Genomic DNA, 24,061 nt, shown 5'->3' on the forward strand with positions numbered 1-24,061 from the left:
TAGATGTAGGGGAACCCTAGGCCGGGCTCCACAAGATGTGCAAGTGATCGTTTCCTCGGCGTGTTCCGCCCCGACACTGCCGTGCGCACGCGGAACAGCGGCCCCCACCAGTCACACGACACGCCGCGGGACGCGCCGATGCGCGCGCACCCGCCCGTCCGCCGGACCCGCGGATCCGGCGGGCGGCGACGGACGCCGACGCCGCCGGGCACCTGGCGCGTCCGGCGGCCGAGGGGGCGACGCGACGGTCAGACGCCGCGCAGGGAGCCGTCCAGCCGGGGCCGGCGGGAGTGCGGGATGCGGTCGCCGAGCCGCATCGGCCGGGTGAGCAGGTGGGCGTCCAGGCCGGCCGGGGGTGCCCACCGGCGAACGTCCGACGACACCTCGTCCGCCGGCGCCCGCCGCGCAGCGGGAACGGAGCACGCCACCGTCTGCGGGGACCCGGAGACCTGATCGGGCATCGCCCCGGGAGCCGCGTCGACGACAGCGGGCAGCATCCCCGTGTCCGCCGCCCGGTGCCGCCCGGCGTCCACCACGGGCGCGCGGTGCCGCCCCGGCGCCGGGACGGGGACCGAAGCCGCGGACGCGGCCTGCACGTCGACATCCTCCGGCGCTCTCCGGCGCCCGCCGGAGCGGGTGCGAGCGGACGACCCGCCGTGGTCGCGGATCATCGAAGAGCCCGTCGTCGTCTCGGCGCCGACCACGACCTCGCCGGCCCGGAGCGCGGACACCGCCTGCGCCGCCGCCATCTCCTGGGTCACGCGCCGCCGCGCCGACCGGGTGGCCGCCGGCGCCGGGGACTGCGGCTCGGGCAGCCGGAGGGTCGTCAGGTCGGTCCACGCCGCCTCCTCGACACCGCCCACGACGACCCGCACCCACATCTGGCAGGCCCCGGCGCCGTCGTGCCGCCACCCCAGCAGCTCGCCGGCCCACCAGGTACCGGCCTGGAAGACCTCCACGGCCTGGGGCCGACTGGTGAAGACCGCGGCGCGGTTGTCCATGACGCTCGACACCGCACGACCGTATGCGGCCGCCGAGCACGCACCGTGAACGTGCCCACACGGAGGGTTGACGAAGTCGCCGGCCGGCCCTTGTGAACCTCGTGCCGTGGCGAGCCGCCGCCCGACCGCCGCGCTGGACGCCTCAGGGCAGTGCCAGCACCTGACCGGGCACGAGGTCCGCGCTGCGCAGACCGTTCAGCGTCTGGATCTCGTCCACGACCTCACGGACGTCACGGTCGCCCGCCACACCTCCGGCGATGGACCACAGCGTGTCACCGGACTCGACGACCACGCTGGCCGTGCCCATCAGCTCGAGCCCGTCCCCTCCGCCGCCCATGACCGCCTCGCCGAGCGCGACCAGCCCCACCACGAGCGCGACGGCCAGGACCACGACCAGCCGGCGACCCCGCGCGGTCAGCCGGAGCGGCGGCGGCGCGATGCCCGGCCGGCCATCGTGGCGGCTCGGGCCTCTCGGCGCGACGGCCGGGGCGGCGGCACCATCCCGGACGGGGGCCCGCCGCCCGGGCGCCACGGCGTACGCCTCCGGCACGGGTGGCAGCACCCGGAGGTGACGCGCCGGTGGCGCCTCGACCGCAACCCGCCCCTCGGACACTCCGCCCACCGACCGCACCGCACTGCCCGTCATCGCACTTCCGCCTCTCACCTGGCCGGCGCCCGCCCACCCGAACGTGTGTTCGATTCGAACGCCTGTCCGATGTCTACCCGATGCCACCGACAGATGGGGGGCGACACGACATGGCTTCGAACACCTGTTTGAACTGGGCGGGGATCGGCGCTACGGTCGACGTCGAGGACGAGGTCGGAACGGCTGCGCGAGCAGCCGGCGAGGAGGAGACGTGACGGAGTCGAGCGGGACGTCCGGCGGCCGGCGGGCGCGCGGCGGCACCCAGGACGGGGCCGAGGCCTCGGCGACTGTCCGGACCTTTCCCGACCGGAGCGCGGACGGTGACGGCCTGACCCAGCGTCAGCGGCGCGTCCTGGAGGTCATCCGCGACTCGATCGAGCGCCGCGGCTACCCACCTTCGGTCCGGGAGATCGGCGAGGCGGTCGGCCTCTCCTCGGCCTCGTCGGTCGCCCACCAGCTGTCGGTGCTGCAGAAGAAGGGCTGGCTGCGGCGGGATCCGAACCGGCCGCGCGCTCTCGACGTGCGCCTGCCGGGCGATGCCGGCCGCACCGCCTCGGCCGTCGCCGAGCCTCCGATGGTCAGCGAGGGCGAGCGGGCCGCCGCCCCGGCCTACGTCCCGCTGGTCGGTCGCATCGCCGCGGGTGGCCCGGTGCTGGCCGAGCAGGCGGTCGAGGACGTCTTCCCGCTCCCCCGCGAGCTGGTCGGCGAGGGCACCGTGTTCATGCTGAAGGTCGCCGGTGACTCGATGGTGGAGGCGGCCATCTGCGACGGCGACTGGGTCGTCGTGCGGCAGCAGCCGACCGCCGAGAACGGCGAGATCGTGGCCGCGATGATCGACGGCGAGGCCACGGTGAAGACCTACAAGCGCCGTGACGGCCACGTGTGGCTGCTCCCGCACAACCCGGCCTACGAGCCGATCCCCGGTGACGAGGCGACGATCCTCGGCCGCGTGGTCTCGGTCCTGCGCCGGGTCTGACACGGAACCCACGTCGGGGCCCGGCCTCCGGTGGCCGGGCCCCGACGTGGGCGGTGAAGCGGACGGCTCAGCCGGCGCCCCCTCAGCGTCGCTGGTAGTCGCCGTCGCGCTTCTCGAAGAAGGCCTGCAACGCCTCCTGGTGGTCCTCGGTCCGGAACATCTCCAGGAACCGCTTGGTCTGGAGCGCCTGTCCCTGGGTGAAGTCCATCTCGAACGCTCCGGTGACCGCTTCCTTCGTGGCCTCCACCGACAGCGGCGCACGGGTGGCGATCCGCTGCGCTTTCGCCAGCGCGGCGGTCATGAGGTCGCCCGGCTCGTGGACCTCCGTCACCAGGCCCCAGTTGAGCGCCTGCTGGGCGGAGTAGCGGGCCCCGGTCAGCAGGATCTCCTTTGCCGGGCCGAGTCCGATCACACGGGGCAGGCGCCAGAAGCTGACGATGAGGCCGACGTTCACGCCCGCCGCGACGAAGAAGGCCTCGGTGGACGCGATCCGGATGTCGCAGCAGAGCGAGAACTCCAGCCCACCGCCGATCGTGGCCCCGTTGATGGCCGCGATCACCGGGGCTCGGAAGTTCTGCACCCCATTGAGGACCCGGCTGAACTCGGCCAGGTAGTCGCTGAGTTGCTCGTCGCTCATGGACTGGTCCTCGCCCAGGTGCGCACCGGCGGTGAAGGCCCGGCCTTCTCCGGTGATCACCAGGCAACGGACCTGCTCGTCGGCGTCCAGGATGTCCAGCGCCTTCATGAAGGACCGCCGGCTCTCCCAGCTGAAGGTGTTGGACGGGGGGCTGTCCAGGGTGAGGACAGCGATGTGCGGGGTCTCGTAGCGAAGGTGGACGCCGGTGCCGACATCGGTCGTGGTCACTGTCATGCTGCTTCCTCCGGTGGGGTGTTGAGTGCGACGGACGGGGACCGGCGGGACCGCCGGGTGGACGTGCCGGGCTTGCGGTCGAGCAGTCGCATCGCGATCACGGTCACCACGATGTTGATCAGCAGGATCACCACGGAGAGCGCACCCACGCGCTGGTAGAGCGACTCACTGGCCAGGTTGTAGAGCACCGTGGCCACCGTGGGATTCGCGCCGGTGTAGAGGAACACCGACATCTCCAGCTCCCGGAAGAGCAGGACGAAGTTGAGCATGCCCGCGGCCAGCAGGGAGGGCCGCAGCAACGGCACCGTGATCCGCCGCCAGGTGCGCGCCCAGGACGCTCCCAGGCTCCGGGACGCCTCTTCGACCTCCGCGCCGATCTGGCCCATCCCGGCGTGCACGTAAGCGAAGGTCAACGGCAGGGCGCTGCCGGCATAGGCGATCAACAGGATGGTGAGCGTCCCACCCAGTCCGAACGGCTGACCCGCGTAGGCGATGATCAGACCGATGCCGAGCACCGCCCCGGGGAAGGCCAGGGGCGCGGCCATGGCTCCGATGATGGCTGCGTTGCTCCGGGCCTTGGTGCGGTGCACCAGCCACGAGGCCAGCAGCGCGACGGCGAGTGCGAGGACCGTCCCGCCGAGCGCCAGGACGAAGCTGTTGCCCATCGCGGCAGCGATCAGCGGCCGGCTGAACACCGCCTCGTAGTTGCCGGTGAGGGTGAAGTTGTCCCACCCCAGGGGCCGGCCGAGGGCTTCGCGGAAGGAGGTGACCAGCAGGACGCCGAAGGGCAGCACGAGGCTCAGGAGCACCACCAGCGAGCAGAACCCCAGGGCGAGGAAGCGGGCGCCGCCCAGGTGCGTCACGTCCTGCCGCCCCGGCTTGCCTCCGATGACGGTGAACTTCTTCCCCCCGAGCAGCTTGCGCTGGAGGATCAAGAGCACGGCGATGATCACCAGGATCGGGACGGAGATGACCGCGGCGGCCTCGATCCGGGGCGGGAACTGCATGAGGCTCAGCAGCACCGTCGGGATGGTCTGGAAGCCGGTGGGAGCGCCGAGGATGGCGACCGGCCCGAAGATCACCGCGGCGCTGACGAACACCAGGATCGATCCGGCGATCAGCGACGGGAGGATGACCGGGAAGGTCACCGTGCGCAGTACCCGGGCACGGGACGCCCCCAGGCTCGCCGCAGCCTGCTCGAGCGCCGGGTCGATGCCGTCCAGCGCGGCCGATACCGGCAGGAACACCAGGGGGTAGAGGAAGAGCGAGAGAACGAAGATGATCCCCCACGGCGTGAAGATGTCGAAGGGCGCTTCCTCGAGGCCGAAGAGCGACATCAACGCGGTGTTCAGCATCCCGTTGCGCGGCCCGAGCAGCAGAACCCAGCCCAGCGCAGCGATGAAGCTCGGTGCGGCGAAGGTGAGGACCGCGCTGCCTCGGAAGAACCGACGGAACGGCATGTCGGTGCGCACGGCCAGCCAGGCCACCGGCAGGCCCAGCAGCAGGCTCCCGAACACGGTTCCGACCGCGATCCACAGCGAGTTGAAGACGCCCTCCATCAGGCGCGGCTCGCTGCCCAGGAGGCCGTAGTTCTCCAGGGTGAGCCCGCCGTCGTCGGCGATGAAGCTCTGCCCGAACACCTGGGCGATCGGGTAGCCGACCAGGGCCAGGATGGCGGCGACCCAGACCAGCCGCATCGCCCGCTCGAAACCGGTACCCCTCCGGCGGTTCGCGCCGCCGCCGGCCGGGGGCCCGGGGGTCGCCCCCTCCGCCTCCGTGTCGGGTGTCGACACGGAGGCGGAGGACGAACTGGTCAACGCCACGGGGAGATCTCCTCAGTGCGTTCGCGCGCCGTCAGGGTCGCGGTGGTCACCGACCGAACAGCTCGGCGAAGCGGGCCACCACCTCGTCCCCCCGGGAAGCGATCTCCTCGAGGTCGGCCGGGAGCAGAGTGACGTCCGACAGGTCGGCGCCCTCGGCAGGCTGCGGCCCGTTCTCGAGGACGCTGCGGCCGCCGAGCTCGGTCAGCGCGGTCTGGAAGTCCTCGCTCAGGTGGTACTGCACCAGCAGCTCGGCCGCGTTGGGGTGCGGAGCATCGGCAAGCATGGCGACTTCGCTGGTGAACGTCGGGACACCGTCCTCCATGAAGGCGATGGCCAGTGGCTCCCCCTCGGCCGCCGTGCTGATGACCGCGGACTCGATGGCCGGGATGCCGAGGTCCGCCTCCCCGGTCAGCACCAGCTGCGCCAGCGCCAGGCTGCTGTCGGTGACTATCACGTTCCGCTGAGAGAGCTGTTCCATCCACTCGTCACCGAGCTCTCCGGAGAGAGTCGTGTAGAAGGACAGCGCAGTGCCCGACGCCCCCGGGTCGGCGCTGACGATGGTCCCGTAGTCCCCGCTCGCCAGTTCTTCCCACGTCGTAGGCAGGTCCGCGGCGTCGGTGTTGGCGGAGTTGTACATCAACCCGAGGGGCACCAGGCTGTAGGGGACCTGCGGAGTCTCCGGATCGTCGAGGCCGTCGATGATCTCGTCCGCATTCGGCACGTTGGCGTCGGCGATGACACCTTCCTCGGCCCACTGCATCATCGTCTCGGGGTCGGTCAGACTGACGACGTCGGCGTTCAGCGATCCGCTGGCGAGCTCGGCCGCGATCGAGTTCGCGACCGCGCCGGAGTCCTCGCGGGTGAAGGTCAGCTGGATGCCGAAAAGTTCCTGCATCCGCTCCTGGAGGAGTTCGACGCCCGGCCGGGTGTGGCCGCCGCCGTAGAGGACCACGCCGCCCTCTTCCTGCGCCGCGGTGATCAGTTCCTGGCTGATGCCCTCGATCTCCGCGGTCGTGGAGTCACTACCCGATCCGGAGGTGGCCTCCGATCCGTTGCCGCAGGCCGCGACGAGGAGGGCGACGGCCGGGACGGCGAGACAGGTGCTCAGGGGACGGCGGGGAGAGCGGGATGCGAACACGGTGCCTTCTTCCGGGGTGAGGTGGAACGAGTGGTCGAGGGGATCGGCGGACGCGGGAACGGGTGAGGTCATGCCGCGGACCGTCCGACCGGCGTAGCACCGGCCGACGTGACCGGTGCCCCGCGCGGGCCGTCGTCCGGGACGTCGTCGAGCAGCGCCACTGCCGCGCCGTCGACCTCCAGGGCGACGTCCTGCCCGACCTCGAAGCGGCCGGCGCCGGGACCGGTCGCCTTCACGGGCGCGGCGTGACCCGGCACCTGGAGCGTGTACGACACGTGGTCACCGAAGAAGAGAGCCTCCGTGACACGGGCGGTCGGAGAGCGCCCGTCGGCCGGGAGCAGCCGGATGTCCACCGGGCGGACGGAGGCGGCGACCTGAGCGCCCGCCTGCAGCGACAGGCCGGAGGGGCGCCCGACGTCCACCGTCCCGCCGGTGGGCAGCTCCAGCCGCAGGATGTCAGCGGTCGGGGCCGCGCACACCGTCGCGGTCACCACGTTCGTGGCACCCAGGGCCCGGGCCACGAAGCTGTTGCGCGGCCGGCTGTACACCTCTTCCGGTGGGCCGCTCTGGACGATGCGACCCGCGTTCATCACGACCAGGCGATCGGCGAGGGACAACGCCTCGGCCTGGTCGTGGGTGACGTACACCATCGTCACGCCCAGGGAACGCTGGATGCGCTTGATCTCCGAGCGCATCTCCTCGCGCAGCCGGGTGTCCAGGTTGGACAGCGGCTCGTCCAGCAGGAGGAGCGCGGGGTCGTTGACCAGTGCCCGGGCGAGGGCGACCCGCTGCTGCTGGCCGCCGGACAGCTGGTGGGCGTAGCGGTCACCCATCCCGTCCAGCTGCACCATGGCCAGGGCCTCGTCGACCCGGCGACGAACGTCCTCGCGCCCCGCCTTCGCCGTCGTGGGGCCGTAGGCCACGTTCTCGTGCACGCTGAGGTGCGGCCAAAGGGCGTAGCTCTGGAAGACCACCGACATCTTGCGGCGCTCCGGCGGGACGAACACCTTGGGCCCGACCAGCGTGCGCTCCCGCAGCCGGATCTCCCCGGCGTCGGGGCGTTCAAAGCCGGCGATCATGCGCAGGCACGTGGTCTTGCCGCAGCCGCTGGGGCCGAGCAGGACGACCGCCTCACCCTCCACGATCGAGAGGTCGACGCCGTCGACGACCGGGGCCGCTCCGAAGCTCTTGGTGAGCCCGGACAACACGAGGTGGGTCACGCCGGGACCTCCGTCGGCTCGAAGGGCTGCGGGCCGTCCCCTGGCATCGGCCCGGGACGGTCGTCGGACGTGGTCAGGAGCACCCCCGCGGCGAAGAGTTCGTCGATCTCCTCAGGCGTCATGCCTGCTTCCGCGAGCACCTCGTGCGTGTGCTGCCCGAGAAGGGGGGCGGGCCGGCGGATGGCGGAGGGGGTGCCCGAGAGCTTCACCGGTGCACCGATGTGCCGGACCGTGCCCATGCGGGGATGCACCGTCTCGACGACCATGTCGCGGGCCTGCACGTGCGGATCGGCGTAGACCTGCTCGATGTCGTGGAGCGGTCCGCTGGGCACGCCTGCGGCGTGCAGGATTTCTAGCCACTCGCCGGTGGAGCGGCGCCGCAACCGCGACGCCAGCTCCCCGGCCAGTTCGATCCGGTGCTTCATCCGGCCGGGGTTGTCGGTGAACCGCGGATCGTCGACCAGCGCCGAGGCGTCGAGCGCCGCGCACAACCGCTCCCAGTTCCGCTGGTTGGCCGCTCCGATGGCGACCCACCCGTCCGCGGTCGGCAGCGCCTCGTAAGGAGCCGAGAGCCGGTGTGCCGAGCCCATGGGCCGGGCCACCTCGCCCAACCCGAAGAACATCGCCGTCTCCCAGACGGTGTAGGCGATGCCCGCCTCCAGGAGTGACGTGTCGACGAACTGCCCCTCCCCCGTCCTGAGCCGGTGGATGTAGGCGGAGAGCACTCCGTAGGCGCCGAAGACGCCGGCGTTGAGGTCGCAGATCGGCACGCCGACCTTCACCGGTGGGCGTCCGGACTCGCCCGTCATGCTCATCAGCCCGCTCATCGCCTGTGCCACGAGGTCGTAGCCACCCCGGCCGGCGTAGGGCCCGGTGGCGCCGAAGCCGGAGATCGAGCAGTAGACGAGCGCCGGGTTCTCCGCCCGCAGGGCCTCGTGCCCGAGACCGAGCCGCTCGAGCAGCCCAGGGCGGAAGTTCTCCACGAGGACGTCGGCATCCCTGGCGAGCCGTCGCACGACCGCGGCCCCTCGGGGGTCCTTGAGGTCGACGGCGAGGCCGCGCTTGTTCCGGTTCATCGCGTTGAAGGCCGGGGAGTGCTCCACGTCCGGGCCCCGTGACATCCGGCGGGTGTCGTCCCCGCCGTCCGGGCGCTCGATCTTGATGACGTCGGCCCCCATGTCCGCCAGCAGCATCGAGCAGTACGCCCCCGCCATGACCTGCGTGAGATCGAGGACCCGTACGCCCGACAGGGCGCTCGGCCGGACCGGATGTGTCACGTGGCGGTCTCCAAGTCTGTTGACGCTTCGTGCCACTCTGTGGCACGCTTTGCCGCAAGATGGCACGCTGTGGTGGCGGCCACACTAGGGCCGCGAGAAAGTGACGTCAACCACATGAGATCCGTCTCCGTCGCCCTGGCCGTGCTCGAGGCGGTGTCGGAGCACCAGCCCGTCGGGGTCAGCGAACTCTCCCGCGCCATGCAGCTGCCGAAGTCCACGACCCAGCGGATGCTGCTGACGCTCGGCGAGCTGGGCTGGATCCGGGCCAGCGCGGAAGAACCGACCCGGTGGTCGCTCACCGCCAAGGCGCAGGCCATCGGGTCGCGACACCGGAACGACCAGGAGATCCGGCGCGTGGCGCTACCGGCCATGCACAGGCTCGCCGCGGCGACCGGGGAGACCGTGCACCTGTCGGTGCCGGAGGAGCGGCGGATAGTGCTGGTGGACAAGATCGAGGGGGCTCACCCGGTGCGGACGCACACCTCGATCGGGAACGGCGCCCCCATCCACACGACGGCTTCGGGCAAAGCCGTGCTCGCCGCCATGCCGGAGTCGCAGGCGGCGGCGCTGCTGCGCGCAGCCCCCCTGGAGGCACTGACCCCCCACACCGACACCGACGCCGACACACTGCTCCGCGAGCTCTCGCGGGTGCGCCGCCAGGGCTACGCGGTGTCCGTGGGGACCCGCCATCCCGAGATCGCAGCGGTGGGCGCGGCGATCCTCGACCGTGGGGGGAAGCCGGTGGCGACGCTCAGCCTCTCGCTGCCCGTCCACCGGCTCCCTCGGCGCCTGTGGCCCGTGTTCGGCGAACAGGTGACCCACGCCGCGGAGGAGTGCAGCCGGCAGCTCGGCTGGCAACCCGGTCCGTGACCGCCGTCGTCAGGTCAGGATCGCCGGCGCAGCAGCCCCCCGACCCCGACCACGACGGTGGCGATGACGGCGGCCAGGAGCGCGGCTGCGATCGGCGACGCCTGCGACTCGACCAGATCGGCGAAGGCCGGAGCCGGCTCCCCGGAGGGCGTGGCCGTCGGAGCCGCCGCTGACGCCGGCAGCGGGACCACCGTGACGTCGCTGGGGAGCCCTTCACTGGCCACCACGAGTCCCCCGCCGTCCTCGGTGAAGCTGATCGCCTCACCCTGCGGCGACTCCGGAAGGGCGACGCGAACCGGTTCGCCGGCCAGCGCGCCGGGCACGTCCGACCCCGCCAGCGACCACACGTACGCGTCGGTGTAGGTGCGCAACGCGATCGCGCTGCCGTCGCCCGCGACCGCCCCGCCGGTGATCATCAGCTGTCCGGCCCGCCCCACTGGGCCGCCCGGCGTACCGGTGAGCGTCACGTTCACGGTGCCGACCCGTTCGGTACCGACCGTGCCGCCGTCGACGAGCGGACCGGCGGGCCGGTACACCCCGCTGGATCCCAGCACCTCCTTGGTGACCAGGTACGGGGTCCCGTCCGGCGCCATGAGCAGGGCCTCGGCGTCGTGGGCCCCGTCGGGATAGGTCAGCCGGTACAGCGCCGATCCCCCGCCGGGACGCAGCACGTGCAGTGCGACGGTGCTGCGCTCACCGTTGTTGTCGCCGGTGTCGGCGATCCACACGGCTCCGTGCGGGCCGACGGCCAGGTCCTCGGGGTCGAAGGGATCGACCGGGGTTGTCTGGACGTCCACCACGGCGCATCCGCCGTCCAGCCCGTGGACGGTGACCTGGTCGCCGCCGTCGTTGAGGGCGAGCATCTGCTCCCCGACCACGACGAGCCCGGACAGCTCGGCCAGACGCGGATCGGTGATCGAGCAGCGGACCGTGGGCGCGGCCGCAGCCGGCGCCGTCTCCTCGGCCGTCGCGGGCACCGGCGCGGCGGCGACGACGGCGCCGCAGAGCACGGCCACCACGGTGAGCCGGCGCGCGCGGGCGCGGCTATGCGACCGGTCGATCAGCGCGCGCACGTACGTAGCGTGACAGAACAGCTGCGTCCAGTGCATGAACCACGCCCAGCAGCAGGATGCCGACGGCTCCTCCGACGACGGCGTCGGTGACCCAGTGGAAGTCAAGCGACACCATCGCCACGCCGGTGGCGACCGGCCCGGCGACGCTCAGCCACCAGAAGGTGCGCTGCACCGCCGGGGGCAGGCCGTACTCGACCGCCTGCCACCGGGCGACCCCCCACATCAGGACCGCGTTCGCCACGTGCCCCGAGGGGAACGATGCGCCGTCGGCGTGGAACAGGTAGGACCCGGGGAACGCCGGCGCGGTCCGGCCGATGCCGTGCTTGATCGCGTACACGCCCGCCGTCAGGAGGGCGACGGCGAGCGCGACGCGGGCCACGGGGAGCCAGGTCCCACGCCGCCAGAGCAGGTAGCCGACCAGCACGGTCAGCACGACGAGGATCGTGACCCGCCCGCCCAACTGGGTGATCACCCAGACCACCGGGTAGGCCGGCGACTCCTTCAGGCCCCAGTCGCTGACGATCTCGGAGACCCGCAGGTCCATCCGCTCCAGCCGCCCGCGGCTCAGCAGGTCGGCGGTGACCAGGCAGCCGAGCACCAGGGCGGCGACGATCAGCCACCACGGAGGCCGGCCGACGGAGACGACGGGCGGGGAACCGGGCAGACCGGTCTCCCGCACCGCGCCCCTCGTCACGCTGCCACCGTACCGGGCCGTGACCGGACCGTGATCTACCCGCGCGGTGGACGGCCGGTCAGGCGGCGCCGACGGCGAACTCCTCCAGTGCCGCGGCGAGCGCGCCGTCCACCCGCGCGGTCAGGCGCGTGCCGTCACCCTCGTGCTGCTCGCTGAGGACCTCGCCGTCGCGATGCACCCGGGCCACCAGGTCACCGCGGTCGTAGGGCACCAGCACGTCGACGTCGACGTCCGGGTGCGGCAGCCGCTCGGCGACCAGCCGGCGCAGGGCATCCATCCCGGCCCCGGTCCGGGCGGACACCCAGAGCGCACCGGGCAGGGCCTGGCGGAGCGTGAGGATGTCCTCCTCGCTCATCGCGTCGACCTTGTTGACGACGATGACCTCGGGGACCGCCGATGCGTCGATCTCGTTCAGGACGACGTGGACGGCGTCGATCTGGCCCAGCGGGTCGGGGTCGGAGCCGTCGACGACGTGCAGCAGCAGGTCGGCCGCGGCGACCTCCTCCAGCGTGGACCGGAACGCGTCCACGAGCTGGTGCGGCAGGTGGCGCACGAAGCCGACGGTGTCCGTCAGCGTGTACTCCCGGCCGTCCGGCGACTCCGCCCGGCGGACCGTCGGGTCCAGGGTGGCGAACAGCGCGTTCTCCACGAGCACGCCGGCGCCGGTGAGCTGGTTGAGCAGGCTGGACTTGCCCGCGTTGGTGTACCCGGCGATGGCGACGCTGGGCACCGCGTTGCGGCCGCGGCTGGACCGCTGGGTGGCGCGCGCGGTGGCCATGCCGGCGATCTCGCGGCGCAGCTTGCTGACCCGGGCGCGGATGCGGCGGCGGTCGGTCTCGATCTTCGTCTCACCGGGACCACGGGTACCGATACCGCCACCGCCGGCGACCCGGCCACCGGCCTGCCGGGACAGCGACTCACCCCAGCCGCGCAGGCGCGGCAGCATGTACTGCATCTGCGCCAGCTCGACCTGGGCCTTGCCCTCCCGGCTGGTGGCGTGCTGGGCGAAGATGTCGAGGATCAGGGCCGTCCGGTCGACGACCTTGACCTTGAGCACCTTCTCCAACTGGTTGAGCTGGCCCGGGGTCAGTTCACCGTCGCAGATCACGGTGTCGGCGCCGGTGGCGGCGACGACGTCGCGGATCTCGTTGGCCTTGCCCGAGCCCACGTAGGTGGCCGCGTCGGGCTTGTCCCGCCGCTGGCTGACGGCTTCGAGCACCTGCGAACCGGCCGTCTCGGCGAGCGCGGCCAGCTCGGCCAGTGAGCGGTCGGCGTCGGCCTGGGTGCCCTCGGTCCAGACACCGACGAGCACCACGCGCTCGAGGCGCAGCTGCCGGTACTCGACCTCGGTGATGTCGGCGAGCTCGGTGGACAGCCCCGCGACGCGACGGAGGGCGCCACGCGCCTCGAGCGCGTACGAACCGGTGGTGTCGTCGGCCTCGTCCCACTGCCCGGCGGGCGCGGGGCGGGTGTCGAGGTCGGGCTGCTCGTCGAGCGGCATGGCGTCGGGGGCGGTCGTCATCGGGTCCAGCGTGGCACGGTCGTGCGTGGAAGGCACCTGAGTTGTCATCACCGGGTACAACGCATCCACCGTCCGGATGCATCCCGGTCGCCGGCAGGGGTAGGGGCTCGACGACGAGCCCCCTAGCGCGACGAGGAGAAGCCGATGACCGAGAACGGATCGACCCGCCTGGGTGCCGACAGTGAACTGGACGATCCCGGCCGGGACCCGAAGGGCATCGCCGGCCCGCCGCGGAACCCGATGGGCGGGGGTGCGGACCAGGACAGCGGACGGGGCGAGCCACCCACGCCTCCGGCCACCGGCGACGACGACGCGATGGTCCCCATGCCGCCCGACGACGACCGCCGCTGACGTCTCAGGCCGGGAGCCACTCCGGGCACAGGGTGCCGGCGGAGACCAGCACCGCCGGACCGCTGAGCACGGTCGTCCCGGAGGTCACCTGCACCGACAGACGACCCCCGGGGACGTCGACGACGACGGTGCCCTCCGTCGCGCCCGTGGCCTCCAGAGCCGTGTACGCCGCGGCGCACGCGCCGGTGCCGCAGGACCGGGTCTCCCCCACGCCGCGCTCGGAGACGCGCAGCCGCACGTGCGCCCCCGGCCGCACCACGTTGATCAGCTCGACGTTGACGCCGTCCGGGAACAGGTCCACGTCGAACTCCGGGGCTCCCCCGAGGTCGAGGGAGTCGACCGGTACGTCGGTGAGGCAGGCCAGGTGCGGGTTGCCCATCGAGACGGCGCGCCCGCCGAACACCGCACCGGCCAGCCGCGCCTCGCCCGTGCCGAACGGGCGGGCCGGGCCCATGTCCACCCAGTAGCCGCCGTCGGCGTCGGCCCCGACGCGACGGGGCCCGCCACGGGTGCCCACGAGGACGCCGTCGGCGCAGGCCGAGCGGTCGACCAGCCCCTCGCTGACCAGCGCGTGCAGGAACAGCCGGATGCCGTTGCCGCACATCTCCGCGTAGGAGCCGTCGGCGTTGCGGTGGTCCATGAACCACTCGCAGCGGTCGAGGTACTCCCCGAGCACCGCCGGCGCATCCTCGACGTGCCGGCTCCGCACCAGCCGGAGGACGCCGTCCCCGCCCAGGCCGGCCCGGCGCTCGCAGAGCCGCCGCACCATGGCCTCGTCCAGGCGGTCCCCGGGCCAGACGGTGCCGTCGGGGTCGGGCAACACCACGAAGTCGTTCTCGGTGCCGTGCCCGATCAGCACGCGGGGCGAGGAGGTCACCGCCCGATCGTACGGCCGGTGATCAGCGCCGCGGCGGCGTCCGCGAGGTCGGGACGGGCGGCGTCCAGCCACGTCGTCGCGGCGTCCCGGCGGAACCACGAGCGCTGCCGGCGGACGAACCGGCGCGTGATGGTGACGGTCCGCTCGCGGGCCTCGTCGGCCGAGAGCACCCCGTCGAACTGGGCGAGCACCTGGGCGTAGCCGAGTGCGCGCGAGGCGGTCGGGCCCTCGCGGAGGCCGTCGGCCGCCAGCGCCGCCACCTCGTCGACGAAGCCGGCGGCCCACATCCGGTCGACGCGGACGGCGACCCGCTGGTCGAGTTCGGCCGGGTCCCGGTCCAGCCCGACGGTGACCGCCGGGTAGTGCGGCCGCGGTTCGGGCAGCTGGGCCCGGAACGGGCCACCGGTCAGCTCGATGACCTCCAGCGCACGCACGATCCGGCGTCCGTTGCTGGGCAGGACGGCCGCGGCCGCGGCCGGGTCGAGCGCCGCCAGGCGGGCGTGCAGCTGCGCCGCGCCGACCGCGGCGAGCTCCTCCTCGAGCCGGCTGCGGATGGCCGGATCGGTGCCGGGGAAGTCCAGCTCGTCGAGGACCGCCCGGACGTAGAGGCCCGAGCCGCCGACGAGCAGCGGCACCACCCCGGCGGCCCGCAGCCGGTCGATCTCGGCCCGCGCCCGCAGGCGGTACTCGGCGACCGACGCCGGTTCCCGCACGTGCCACAGGTCCAGCAGGTGGTGCGGCACTCCCCCGCGCTCGGCCGCATCGGGCTTGGCCGTGCCGATGTCCATGCCCCGGTACAGCTGCATGGAGTCGGCGTTGACCACCTCGCCGCCCAGCCGCTGGGCGAGCGTCACGGCCAGCGCCGTCTTCCCGGTGGCCGTCGGCCCGACGACGGCGACCACGGGCGGCGGCCCGCTCAGGTCCACCGGCCCGCTCCCGCGGGGCCCTCCGCTCCTCGCTCGTTCCTCGCTGCGATGCTCACGCCCCTGTCCGCTCAGGTCCACCGGTTCGCTCCCGCGGGGCCCTCCGCTCCTCGCTCGTTCCTCGCTGCGATGCTCACGCCCCTGTCCGCTCACGCGACCACCCAGTCGGCCACCGGGTACCCGACCCCGAACGGTGCGGCGTCGTGGTGCAGCCGCGCGGTCACGTGCCGGCCCGCGAAGGCGGCGCCCAGCGCCCGCCAGACCGGGACGCCGGCGGCCAGCAGCCGCTCGCCCTCCACGGCATCGAGCGCGGCCAGCGCCGCGGCGTCCCCGGTGGCCAGCGCGGCGCTGACGGCGGCGTCGAAGGGTCCGGCCGCCTCGTCCAGGTACCCGGGGGCCTTGACGGTCCGCCGGGCGGACCCGTCCCCCATCGCCAGGACGCCCACCGGCGCGGGCAGGTCGCGCAGCAGCTGCCCGAGGTCGTCGGGTCCCACGCCCACCCGGGCGCCGGGGAAGGACGCCTCCTCGAGCAGCCAGGCGCCCACCGCGTGCGCCGCCGGGAGCCGACGGCCACCGGGCCGCAGCCGGCCGTCGAACGGCAGGTCCACGTCCACGCCGAACCCGCGCAGGTCCCCGCCGTCGCCGGGCCCGAACCGCTCACCCGGAGCGGCTCCGGGACCGACGACGACCACCACCTCCGGGGCCGCTCCCAGCAGCGCGGTCACCGCATCGGCGCAGGCCGAGCGCAGGGTCAGCGTCTCCGGCGCCGGCCGGCCCTCGACCGCCGGCAGGAGCAGCGGCGGGCACGGGCAGAAGGCGACGGCGGCGGACGGACGGGAGGTCCGGGCCGGAAGGTCACCGGGCGGGATGGTCACAGCAGCAGTGTCGCCGATCCGACGTGGAAGACTGCCGGTCGTGTCGAGCACGGACAACCCCGGCAACGGGGTGCAGCAGGCCGCTCCGCCGATTGCGGAGACCCCCGAGACGACCGCCCCGGAGGCGGCGCAGGAGACCGGCAGCCCCGACGCGGTGACTCCCGCGGCGGGCACGCCGGAGGCGCCGACCCCTGCGGATGCGGCCCTGCCCGACCCCACGGGCGCCGCGCCGGAGCCCGCGCCCGCGGAGGAACCGGCGCCCCCCGCGAAGCCGGCGGCCGCGGGGGAACCGGCGGCCACCCCGGAGTCGTCGACCGCGGCGGCACCGGCGGCCACCCCGGAGTCGTCGACCGTGTCCGAGCCGGCACCGGCTCCGGCCCCGGTGCCGGCGGCCCCGCCGGTCGAGCGGGTGGTCAGCGACCCCGCGCAGTGGGGTCGGGTCGACGAGGACGGCACCGTCTACGTGCGCACCGCCGAGGGCGAGCGGGTCGTGGGCTCCTGGCAGGCCGGCGACGCCGAGGCGGGCCTGGCCCACTACGGCCGCCGGTACGACGACCTGGCCACCGAGGTGTCGCTGCTCGAAGCGCGGCTGAAGGCGCACACCGGCAACCCGGGCGAGATCAAGGCCAAGGCCCAGGAGCTGGCCGGGTCGATCCCCGACGCGGCGGCCGTCGGTGACCTGGCGGGGCTCGCCGCCCGGGCCCGGGCCATGGTGGAGGTCGCCGAGACCGCGGCCGCCGCCTACCGCGCCGAGAAGGCCGCCGCACGGGCGGCACAGGTCGCCCGCAAGGAGGCGCTGGCCGCCGAGGCCGAGCAGATCGCCGCCGAGTCGACGTCCTGGAAGGCCGCCGGCGAGCGCCTCAAGACGATCGTCGAGGAGTGGAAGACGATCCGCGGCATCGACCGGAAGACCGACGACGCGCTGTGGACCCGGTTCGCCGCGGCCCGGGATGCCTTCGGCCGCCGCCGCGGCGCCCACTTCGCCCAGCTGGACGCCCAGCGCGGCGAGGCCCGGGCGGCCAAGCAGGAGCTGATCAAGGAGGCGCAGCGGCTCTCGACGTCGACCGAGTGGGGCCCGACCAGCGCAGCCATGCGCTCGCTGATGGACCGCTGGAAGGCGGTCCCGCGCACCGGCCGGGACGGCGACGACGACCTGTGGAAGGAGTTCCGCGCCGCCCAGGACGTCTTCTTCAACGCGCGGGCCGAGCAGGACAAGGCGCGGGACGCCGAGCAGGCGGCCAATCAGCGCGCCAAGGAGGAGCTGCTCGCCGAGGCCGAGCAGCTGGACCCGTCCAAGGACCTGCGCGGCGCGCAGAACGCGCTCCGCAAGATCCAGGAGCGCTACGACGCCATCGGGCACGTGCCTCGTGCGGTGATGCGCTCCCTCGAGGACCGCATGCAGGCGGTGGAGCAGAAGGTCCGCGGGGCGGCCGACTCCGGCCGGGCCCGCACCGCGCCGGAGAACCCGATGGTGACCTCGATGCGCGCCGCCGTCACCAAGGCCGAGGAGCAGCTGGCCAAGGCCGAGGCCGCGGGCGACCAGCGCCGCATCGCCGAGGCGCAGGCCAACCTCGCCACCCGGCGCGAGTGGCTCGCCGAGGCAGAGAAGAGTGCCGGCCGCCGCTAGCCCCGCACCGGGCATAGGAGGCTATGCCTACGGTCTGCTGCGCAGATCCGTAGGCATAGCTTCCTATGCCGTGGCTCAGCAGCCGGTGGAGAGCACCGGGAGCGGGTCGGGGACGCCGATCCTCGGCATCCCGAGCGAGACGCCGGGCGTGACCGGCCGGGTGCCCGCTTCGGACGCATCGCCGGCGCGGGTCCGCCGGTGCGACAGCAGCGCCCCGTCGGCGACCAGGTGGTGTGGCGCGGCCTCGGTGACCACCGTCTCGACGACATCGCCGGGCCGGACGCCGTCGGCCGCCGTGAAGTGCACGAGCCGGCCGTCGCGGGCCCGGCCGGAGAGCCGGCCGCGCGCGGCGTCCTTGCTGCCCTCCCCCGCTGCGACCAGCAGCTCGACCCGCCGGCCGATCAGCTTCCGGTTCTCGTCCCAGCTGATCTGGTCCTGCAGCGCGGTCAGCCGCAGGTACCGCTCCTGGACGACGTCCTTGGGCAGCTGGCCGTCCATCTCCGCCGCCGGGGTGCCCGGGCGCTTGGAGTACTGGAAGGTGAAGGCGCTGGCGAAGCGGGCCTGCCGGACGACCTCCAGCGTCTGCTGGAAGTCCTCCTCCGTCTCGCCCGGGAAACCGACGATGATGTCGGTGGTGATCGCGGCGTCGGGCATGGCGGCGCGAACCCGCTCGATGATGCCCAGGTAGCGGTCCTGGCGGTAGCCGCGGCGCATCCGGCGCAGCACGTCGTCCGACCCGCTCTGCAGCGGCATGTGCAGCTGGTGGCAGACCGCCGGCGTCTCGGCCATCGCCTCGATGACGTCGTCGGTGAACTCCCGCGGGTGCGGGCTGGTGAACCGGATCCGCTCCAGGCCGTCGATGCGGCCGGCGGCCCGGAGCAGGTCGGCGAAGGCGCCGCGGTCGCGGAACTCCACCCCGTAGGCGTTGACGTTCTGCCCGAGCAGGGTCACCTCGAGCACGCCCTGGTCGACCAGCGCCTGCACCTCGGCCAGGATCTCGCCCGGCCGGCGGTCCTTCTCCTTGCCGCGCAGCGCCGGGACGATGCAGAACGTGCACGTGTTGTTGCAGCCGACGCTGATCGAGACCCAGCCGGAGTAGGCGGAGTCGCGCTTGGCCGGCAGCGTGGACGGGAAGACCTCGAGGGACTCGACGATCTCGACCTGGGCCTCGGCGTTGTGCCGGGCCCGGTCGAGCAGGGCCGGCAGCGACCCGACGTTGTGCGTGCCGAAGACGACGTCGACCCAGGGCGCGCGCTTGACGATCTCACCGCGGTCCTTCTGCGCCAGGCAGCCACCGACGGCGATCTGCATGCCGGGGTGGGCGTCCTTCACCGGGCGCAGGTGGCCGAGGTTGCCGTAGAGGCGGTTGTCGGCGTTCTCCCGCACCGCGCACGTGTTGAGGACGACGACGTCGGCGTCGCCGTCCTCGGCCGCGGCGGTGTAGCCGGCCGCTTCCAGCAGGCCGGAGAGGCGCTCGGAGTCGTGCACGTTCATCTGGCAGCCGTACGTGCGCACGCGGTACGTGCGCGGAGCGGGGCCCTGGGTTGCGCTGTTCATGACAGTTCAGAGGGTACGGCCCGCGTTCGTTACGGATCCGTGATCGCCGCGATCACTCCACGTGTCCCCGGCGCCCTTAGGGTCCCCAGGGTGACCAGCCGTCCGAACGGAGAGCCTCTCGTCCGCCTGTCCGGCGTCAACAAGTGGTTCGGCGAACTGCACGTCCTGCAGGACATCGATCTGGACATCGCCCGCGGCGAGGTGCTCGTCGTCATCGGCCCGTCCGGGTCGGGCAAGTCGACGCTGTGCCGCGCGATCAACCGACTCGAGCCGATCGAGAAGGGCGAGATCATGATCGACGGCGAGCGGCTGCCCGAGGAGGGCAAGCAGCTCGCCCGCCTGCGCGCGGACGTCGGCATGGTGTTCCAGAGCTTCAACCTGTTCGCGCACAAGACGATCCTCGAGAACGTCACCCTCGGCCCGGTCAAGGTCCGCAAGAAGTCCAAGGCCGACGCCGAGAAGCGTGCCCGCGAGCTGCTCGAGCGGGTGGGCGTCAGCGCCCAGGCCGACAAGTACCCGGCGCAGCTCTCCGGTGGTCAGCAGCAGCGGGTCGCGATCGCTCGAGCGCTGGCCATGGACCCGAAGGTCATGCTCTTCGACGAGCCGACCTCGGCGCTGGACCCCGAGATGATCAACGAGGTTCTCGACGTCATGATCGGCCTCGCCCGGGACGGGATGACGATGGTCGTCGTCACCCACGAGATGGGTTTCGCCCGCAAGGCGGGCAACCGGGTCGTCTTCATGGACGGCGGCCGGATCGTCGAGACGGCGGAGCCCGAGACCTTCTTCACCGCCCCGAAGTCGGAGCGGGCCAAGGACTTCCTGTCCAAGATCCTCACCCACTGACCGCACCCAGCACCCCCCGCGAGAGGACCCAGCTATGAGCTTTCGACGCACAGCCCTGGTCGCCGGCGTGACCATCGCCTCCCTGACCCTCGCCGCCTGCGGCGGTGACGGCGGCGACGACACCGCCGCCCCTGCGCCCGATGTCGCCGAGTCTCCCGAGTTCGAGCCCGGCACGGCCATGGCCGAGATCGCGGAGGCCGGGACGATCCGCGTGGGCACGAAGTTCGACCAGCCGGGCTTCGGGCTGGAGAACCTCCAGGGCGAGCTCGAGGGCTTCGACGTCGAGGTCGCCAAGATCATCGCGGCGGAGCTGGGCATCGCCCCCGAGGACATCGAGTGGGTGGAGACCCCCTCCGCGGTGCGCGAGGAGGTGCTCGAGGGCGACGAGGTGGACATGGTCGTGGCCACCTACACGATCAACGAACAGCGCGACGAGCGGATCGACTTCGCCGGCCCCTACTACGAGGCCGGCCAGCAGATCATGGTGGCCGCGGACAACGACACCATCACCGGGCCGGAGTCCTTCACCGAGAACCCTGACGCCACGGTGTGCACCGTGACGGGCTCGACGCCGTCGGAGCAGATCCGGCCCTACCTGGCCGACCCCGGCAGCCAGCTGGTGCTCTTCGACGAGTACTCGCAGTGCGCCGACGCACTGCGCACCGGACAGGTCGACGCGGTGACCACCGACAACGTCATCCTGCTGGGCTTCGTCTCCGAGTCCGACGGCGCCTTCAAGCTCGTCGGCGAGCAGTTCACCGAGGAGCCGTACGGCATCGGCATCCAGCAGGGCGAGACCGCCTTCTGCGAGTTCATCCACGAGACGCTGCGCGAGAACGAGGACGCCTACGTGGCGGCGTGGGAGGCGACGGCGGGTCAGGTCGAGGGCACCGAGACGCCCGAGCTGCCCGAGTTCGACGAGTGCGACTGACCGGCTGAGCACCTGAGCCTCCGCGACCGGCCGGCCCGCTGGCCGGCCGGTCGCGGCCTGCAGTGTCCGAGTCATCCGCACCGACAGCGAGGGAGCACACGTGGACCCGGTCCTAGAGAATCTCGACTCCTACGTCGCCGGGTTCCTGGTCTCGCTGAGCATCATCCTGTGGTCCCTGCTCGGCTCACTGCTGCTGGGCCTGCTGATCGCGGCGTGCCGCGTCTCCCCCGTGCCGCCGTTGCGCGCCTTCGGATCGTTCTGGGTGACGACGTTCCGCAACACGCCCTTGTCGGTCGTCCTCTTCGCCTGCGCCTTCGGGCTGCCCGAGATCGGCATCAACCGTTCGTTCTTCTTCTTCGGTGTGCTCGGGCTGGTGCTGTACACCTCGGCCTTCGTCAGCGAGGCGGTGCGCTCGGGCATCAACTCCGTCTCGGCGGGCCAGGCGGAGGCGGCCCGGTCGATCGGTCTCAGCTTCGGCCAGGGGCTGCGGTACGTCGTCCTCCCCCAGGCCCTCCGCACCGTGGTCCCGCCCCTGGGCAGCGTGATCATCGCCATGTTCAAGAACTCTGCCGTGGTCGGCGCCTTCGGCGTCGGCGGGGACCTGTGGAGCACCGGCCAGACCCTGGTCAGCGCCCGCGGCTACGAGACCCTCCCCATCTTCATCGGTGTCGCGATCGGCTTCCTCCTCATCACGCTCCCCGCGGGAGCCGTCCTGCAGGTCATCGAGCGGAAGGTGGCGATCGCCCGATGAGCCAGCAGGACACGGTCCTCTACGACGCCCAGGGCCCCAAGGCCCGCCGGCGGACGGCGATCGGTACGGCGGTGGCCGTGCTGGCGCTCATCGGCCTCGCCGTGGTCGTCATCCTGCGGCTCGCCGAGCAGAACCAGTTCTCCATGGAGAGGTGGGGTCCGCTCATCAACCCCGCCGACGAGAACTTCGCGACCGTGTGGGGCCTCTTCGGTGAGGGGATCAGGAACACCCTCATCGCGGCGGTCATCGCGATGACCCTGTCGATCGTGCTGGGGACGTTGATCGCCGTCGCGCGGCTGTCGCTGGGCCGGGCCGGGCGCATCCCGCTCGTCGGGTTCGTCGAGCTGTTCCGCGGGCTGCCGGTCATCATCCTGGTGTACTTCGGCGTCCGTGTGCTGCCCGACGTGGGCGTGGACCTGCGCGACTGGCCGGGCGGGCAGGTGCTCTGGGGGCTGGTCATCGGCCTGACGGCCTACAACATGGTCATCTTCGCCGAGGTGCTGCGCGCCGGGGTGGCCTCGCTGCCCCGCGGCCAGCGCGAAGGTGCCCTGGCGACCGGGCTGACCAACGGCCAGACGATGCGGATCATCCTCCTGCCGCAGGCGTTCCGGGTCATGCTGCCGGCGATCATCAGCCAGCTCGTGGTCGTCCTCAAGGACACCTCGCTGGTCACGTTCATCGCCAACTACGACGAGCTGCTCAGCCAGGGCGAGAGTATCCGCCGCAACCTCGACAACCCGATCCAGACGTTCGTCGTCGTCGCGCTGATCTACATAGCGATCAACTACGCGCTCGGCCGGCTGGCTCAGTACGTCCAGGCGCGGCAGGCGCGAGCGGCTCGACCGGCGGAGAAGGCGACCGAGGGCGCCCCGGTCCCCGTCCGCGACGGCGCCTGATCTCTTCGCGGGGCATCCCGCCTGACCCACTCGTCCCACCTGGGCGCGTTGCATCGTCACGGCGCGAATCAATGGCGAGACTCATCGTCACGATGGAGACGATGCACGCGGTGGGGCGCCGCAACCTGCCCCCGGTCCCCCGGGCGGCCGTCGAGACGATCACGCCCGCTGCGGTCGAGGTCGAGGTCCCCGTCGCCGCGCAGCAGGCCGCACCGGATGCAGTCGAGACCGCCGCTGCCACCGAGCCCGATGCGGAGATCGAGGCCGCTGTCATCCCTGACGCGGGCGCTGATGAGGCCGTTCCGGTCGCGGTCGACGCCACGGCGCGGATCGACGCCGGCCAGGCCTTCGTCGCCCGCCTGCGCGCCGCCGCGCCGGCCTTCGCCGAGGCGGCGGGAGCCGTGAGCGCCGTCGTCCGCGAGGCCGTCCCGCCTGCCCGGCACCGCCGCTCGTGCTGCCGGGTGGTGTTCCGCTACGCCGACGGCAGCGAGGCCGACCTGACGTTCGTCGGGGAGCGCCGCCGCCCCGGCGCATCCGCGGAGGAGAGCCTCGACGCGGAGATCACCCGGTGGCTGTCCGACGGCCAGCTGCGGGACCCGGCCTGGTTGGTCCCCGACCCCGAGGCGCCCGACGGCACCGCGGTCGACGTGACCGCCTGGCTCGCCACCGGCTGACGCCCTGACGACGACAGGGGCCCGATCCGGATCTCCGGACCGGGCCCCTGTCGTCGTGGCCGAGAGCGCCGCGGCGCTCAGGGCAGCATGCTCTCCTCGTCGAACTCCGGGAGGTCGTCGGCATCCCCGGCGAGGTCCGCCTCGTCCAGGACCTCCCGCACGACCGCCGCGGCCAGCCCCCCGTTGTAGCCCTTCCGGGCCAGCATGCCGATCAGCCGGCGGGTGGCGGTGGCCCGATCCAGCCGCCGCATGGCACCGACGCGCCGGGCCACGAGCCGGCGGGCCGCCTCGCGCTCGTCGTCGTCGTCCACCGTCTCCACCGCCGCGGCGGCGACCTCGGGGTCGACGCCCTTGGCCCGCAGCTCGGCGCTGAGCGCCCGCCGGGCCAGCCCGCGGCCGGCCTGCCGGCTGCTCACCCAGGCCCGGGCGAAGGACGCGTCGTCGATCAGCCCGACCTCGGTGAACCGGTCGAGGACGGCCTCGGCCGCCGCCTCCGGGACATCCCGCGAGGCGAGGAGGTCAGCCAACTGCTGCCGCGTCTTGGGCGTGCCGGTCAGCGCCCGCAGGCAGATTGAGCGGGCCACCTGTTCGGGGTCGGCCTGCTCGTCCTCGGAGGATCCGGGGGCGACGTCCGGGGTCAGG

General features: G+C 72.8%; 24 protein-coding genes. 9 read left to right on the top strand and 15 right to left on the bottom strand.

Going from position 1 to position 24,061, the window contains the following annotated elements:
• Positions 1-248: 248 nt before the first annotated feature.
• Complete coding sequence (locus ABDB74_RS14650) at positions 249-1,013, bottom strand: hypothetical protein (RefSeq protein WP_346619453.1); 765 nt, start codon at positions 1,011-1,013, stop codon at positions 249-251.
• 130 nt (positions 1,014-1,143) lie between these two features.
• Entirely contained in the window at positions 1,144-1,392 is a 249-nt protein-coding gene (locus tag ABDB74_RS14655; protein WP_346619454.1) for a LysM peptidoglycan-binding domain-containing protein, read from the bottom strand.
• A 466-nt stretch (positions 1,393-1,858) separates the two neighbouring features.
• Here ABDB74_RS14655 and lexA point away from each other — a divergent pair, with 466 nt between their 5' ends.
• A complete protein-coding gene (gene lexA, locus ABDB74_RS14660) occupies positions 1,859-2,623 on the top strand; it encodes a transcriptional repressor LexA (RefSeq protein ID WP_346619456.1) in 765 nt (254 codons plus the stop codon).
• Positions 2,624-2,705: 82 nt separating this feature from the next.
• Here lexA and ABDB74_RS14665 read toward each other — a convergent pair whose 3' ends face one another.
• The 5 genes from ABDB74_RS14665 to ABDB74_RS14685 are packed head-to-tail and all read right to left on the bottom strand — an operon-like array spanning position 2,706 to position 8,952.
• Entirely contained in the window at positions 2,706-3,494 is a 789-nt protein-coding gene (locus tag ABDB74_RS14665) for an enoyl-CoA hydratase/isomerase family protein (protein WP_346619457.1), read from the bottom strand.
• Positions 3,491-5,317 (bottom strand): iron ABC transporter permease, encoded by a 1,827-nt coding sequence (locus tag ABDB74_RS14670; protein ID WP_346619458.1) that lies wholly within the window; start codon positions 5,315-5,317, stop codon positions 3,491-3,493. Before ABDB74_RS14670 ends, ABDB74_RS14665 begins: the two co-directional genes overlap by 4 nt.
• Before the next feature lie 46 nt (positions 5,318-5,363).
• Positions 5,364-6,527 (bottom strand): extracellular solute-binding protein, encoded by a 1,164-nt coding sequence (locus tag ABDB74_RS14675; protein WP_346619460.1) that lies wholly within the window; start codon positions 6,525-6,527, stop codon positions 5,364-5,366.
• Positions 6,524-7,675, bottom strand: a complete 1,152-nt coding sequence (locus ABDB74_RS14680; RefSeq protein WP_346619461.1) for an ABC transporter ATP-binding protein — start codon at positions 7,673-7,675, stop codon at positions 6,524-6,526. The genes ABDB74_RS14675 and ABDB74_RS14680 overlap by 4 nt, the downstream gene beginning before the upstream one ends.
• Entirely contained in the window at positions 7,672-8,952 is a 1,281-nt protein-coding gene (locus ABDB74_RS14685; RefSeq protein WP_346619462.1) for a CoA transferase, read from the bottom strand. The genes ABDB74_RS14680 and ABDB74_RS14685 overlap by 4 nt, the downstream gene beginning before the upstream one ends.
• A gap of 114 nt (positions 8,953-9,066) precedes the next feature.
• Here ABDB74_RS14685 and ABDB74_RS14690 point away from each other — a divergent pair, with 114 nt between their 5' ends.
• Complete coding sequence (locus tag ABDB74_RS14690) at positions 9,067-9,822, top strand: IclR family transcriptional regulator (RefSeq protein WP_346619463.1); 756 nt, start codon at positions 9,067-9,069, stop codon at positions 9,820-9,822.
• Positions 9,823-9,836: 14 nt separating this feature from the next.
• On the opposite strand, the gene ABDB74_RS14695 is transcribed toward ABDB74_RS14690, so the two are convergent.
• From ABDB74_RS14695 to hflX, 3 genes are read right to left on the bottom strand one after another with little or no spacing between them, the layout of a single operon-like run.
• Positions 9,837-10,895, bottom strand: a complete 1,059-nt coding sequence (locus ABDB74_RS14695) for a hypothetical protein (protein WP_346619464.1) — start codon at positions 10,893-10,895, stop codon at positions 9,837-9,839.
• The gene (locus ABDB74_RS14700; protein ID WP_346619466.1) at positions 10,867-11,589 is read right to left on the bottom strand and encodes a phosphatase PAP2 family protein; all 723 of its coding nucleotides are present in this window, start codon (positions 11,587-11,589) and stop codon (positions 10,867-10,869) included. The genes ABDB74_RS14695 and ABDB74_RS14700 overlap by 29 nt, the downstream gene beginning before the upstream one ends.
• 58 nt (positions 11,590-11,647) lie before the next feature.
• Positions 11,648-13,111: a GTPase HflX gene (hflX, locus tag ABDB74_RS14705; protein WP_346619468.1), complete on the bottom strand. Its 1,464-nt coding sequence runs from the start codon at positions 13,109-13,111 to the stop codon at positions 11,648-11,650.
• A gap of 144 nt (positions 13,112-13,255) precedes the next feature.
• Here hflX and ABDB74_RS14710 point away from each other — a divergent pair, with 144 nt between their 5' ends.
• Positions 13,256-13,462: a hypothetical protein gene (locus tag ABDB74_RS14710; protein ID WP_346619469.1), complete on the top strand. Its 207-nt coding sequence runs from the start codon at positions 13,256-13,258 to the stop codon at positions 13,460-13,462.
• Between the two features lie 4 nt (positions 13,463-13,466).
• On the opposite strand, the gene dapF is transcribed toward ABDB74_RS14710, so the two are convergent.
• The 3 genes from dapF to ABDB74_RS14725 all read right to left on the bottom strand — a co-directional run bounded on the left by dapF (position 13,467) and on the right by ABDB74_RS14725 (position 16,137).
• Positions 13,467-14,339: a diaminopimelate epimerase gene (dapF, locus tag ABDB74_RS14715; protein ID WP_346619471.1), complete on the bottom strand. Its 873-nt coding sequence runs from the start codon at positions 14,337-14,339 to the stop codon at positions 13,467-13,469.
• Positions 14,336-15,259: a tRNA (adenosine(37)-N6)-dimethylallyltransferase MiaA gene (gene miaA / locus ABDB74_RS14720; protein WP_407062175.1), complete on the bottom strand. Its 924-nt coding sequence runs from the start codon at positions 15,257-15,259 to the stop codon at positions 14,336-14,338. The genes dapF and miaA overlap by 4 nt, the downstream gene beginning before the upstream one ends.
• A gap of 152 nt (positions 15,260-15,411) precedes the next feature.
• The gene (locus ABDB74_RS14725) at positions 15,412-16,137 is read right to left on the bottom strand and encodes a hypothetical protein (RefSeq protein WP_346619475.1); all 726 of its coding nucleotides are present in this window, start codon (positions 16,135-16,137) and stop codon (positions 15,412-15,414) included.
• Between the two features lie 40 nt (positions 16,138-16,177).
• Between ABDB74_RS14725 and ABDB74_RS14730 the strand changes: the two genes are divergently transcribed.
• Positions 16,178-17,764, top strand: coding sequence for a DUF349 domain-containing protein (locus tag ABDB74_RS14730; protein WP_346619477.1), 1,587 nt, complete (start codon positions 16,178-16,180; stop codon positions 17,762-17,764).
• Positions 17,765-17,839: 75 nt separating this feature from the next.
• Here ABDB74_RS14730 and miaB read toward each other — a convergent pair whose 3' ends face one another.
• The gene (miaB, locus tag ABDB74_RS14735; protein WP_346619478.1) at positions 17,840-19,321 is read right to left on the bottom strand and encodes a tRNA (N6-isopentenyl adenosine(37)-C2)-methylthiotransferase MiaB; all 1,482 of its coding nucleotides are present in this window, start codon (positions 19,319-19,321) and stop codon (positions 17,840-17,842) included.
• A 90-nt stretch (positions 19,322-19,411) separates the two neighbouring features.
• Between miaB and ABDB74_RS14740 the strand changes: the two genes are divergently transcribed.
• The 5 genes from ABDB74_RS14740 (at position 19,412) to ABDB74_RS14760 (ending at position 23,419) form a co-directional block, all read left to right on the top strand.
• Positions 19,412-20,167: an amino acid ABC transporter ATP-binding protein gene (locus tag ABDB74_RS14740; RefSeq protein ID WP_346619479.1), complete on the top strand. Its 756-nt coding sequence runs from the start codon at positions 19,412-19,414 to the stop codon at positions 20,165-20,167.
• Positions 20,168-20,201: 34 nt separating this feature from the next.
• Positions 20,202-21,098 (top strand): glutamate ABC transporter substrate-binding protein, encoded by an 897-nt coding sequence (locus ABDB74_RS14745; protein ID WP_346619480.1) that lies wholly within the window; start codon positions 20,202-20,204, stop codon positions 21,096-21,098.
• Positions 21,099-21,198: 100 nt separating this feature from the next.
• Positions 21,199-21,849 carry an amino acid ABC transporter permease gene (locus ABDB74_RS14750; RefSeq protein ID WP_346619481.1) on the top strand — a complete coding sequence of 217 codons (651 nt, stop codon included), beginning with the start codon at positions 21,199-21,201 and terminating at the stop codon, positions 21,847-21,849.
• Positions 21,846-22,745, top strand: a complete 900-nt coding sequence (locus ABDB74_RS14755) for an amino acid ABC transporter permease (protein ID WP_346619483.1) — start codon at positions 21,846-21,848, stop codon at positions 22,743-22,745. The genes ABDB74_RS14750 and ABDB74_RS14755 overlap by 4 nt, the downstream gene beginning before the upstream one ends.
• Before the next feature lie 71 nt (positions 22,746-22,816).
• The gene (locus tag ABDB74_RS14760; protein WP_346619484.1) at positions 22,817-23,419 is read left to right on the top strand and encodes a hypothetical protein; all 603 of its coding nucleotides are present in this window, start codon (positions 22,817-22,819) and stop codon (positions 23,417-23,419) included.
• A gap of 77 nt (positions 23,420-23,496) precedes the next feature.
• Here ABDB74_RS14760 and ABDB74_RS14765 read toward each other — a convergent pair whose 3' ends face one another.
• A complete protein-coding gene (locus ABDB74_RS14765) occupies positions 23,497-24,003 on the bottom strand; it encodes a regulatory protein RecX (RefSeq protein WP_346619485.1) in 507 nt (168 codons plus the stop codon).
• Positions 24,004-24,061: the final 58 nt, after the last annotated feature.

The organism is Blastococcus sp. HT6-4 (assembly GCF_039679125.1).
Taxonomy (GTDB): Bacteria; Actinomycetota; Actinomycetes; order Mycobacteriales; family Geodermatophilaceae; genus Blastococcus; species Blastococcus montanus.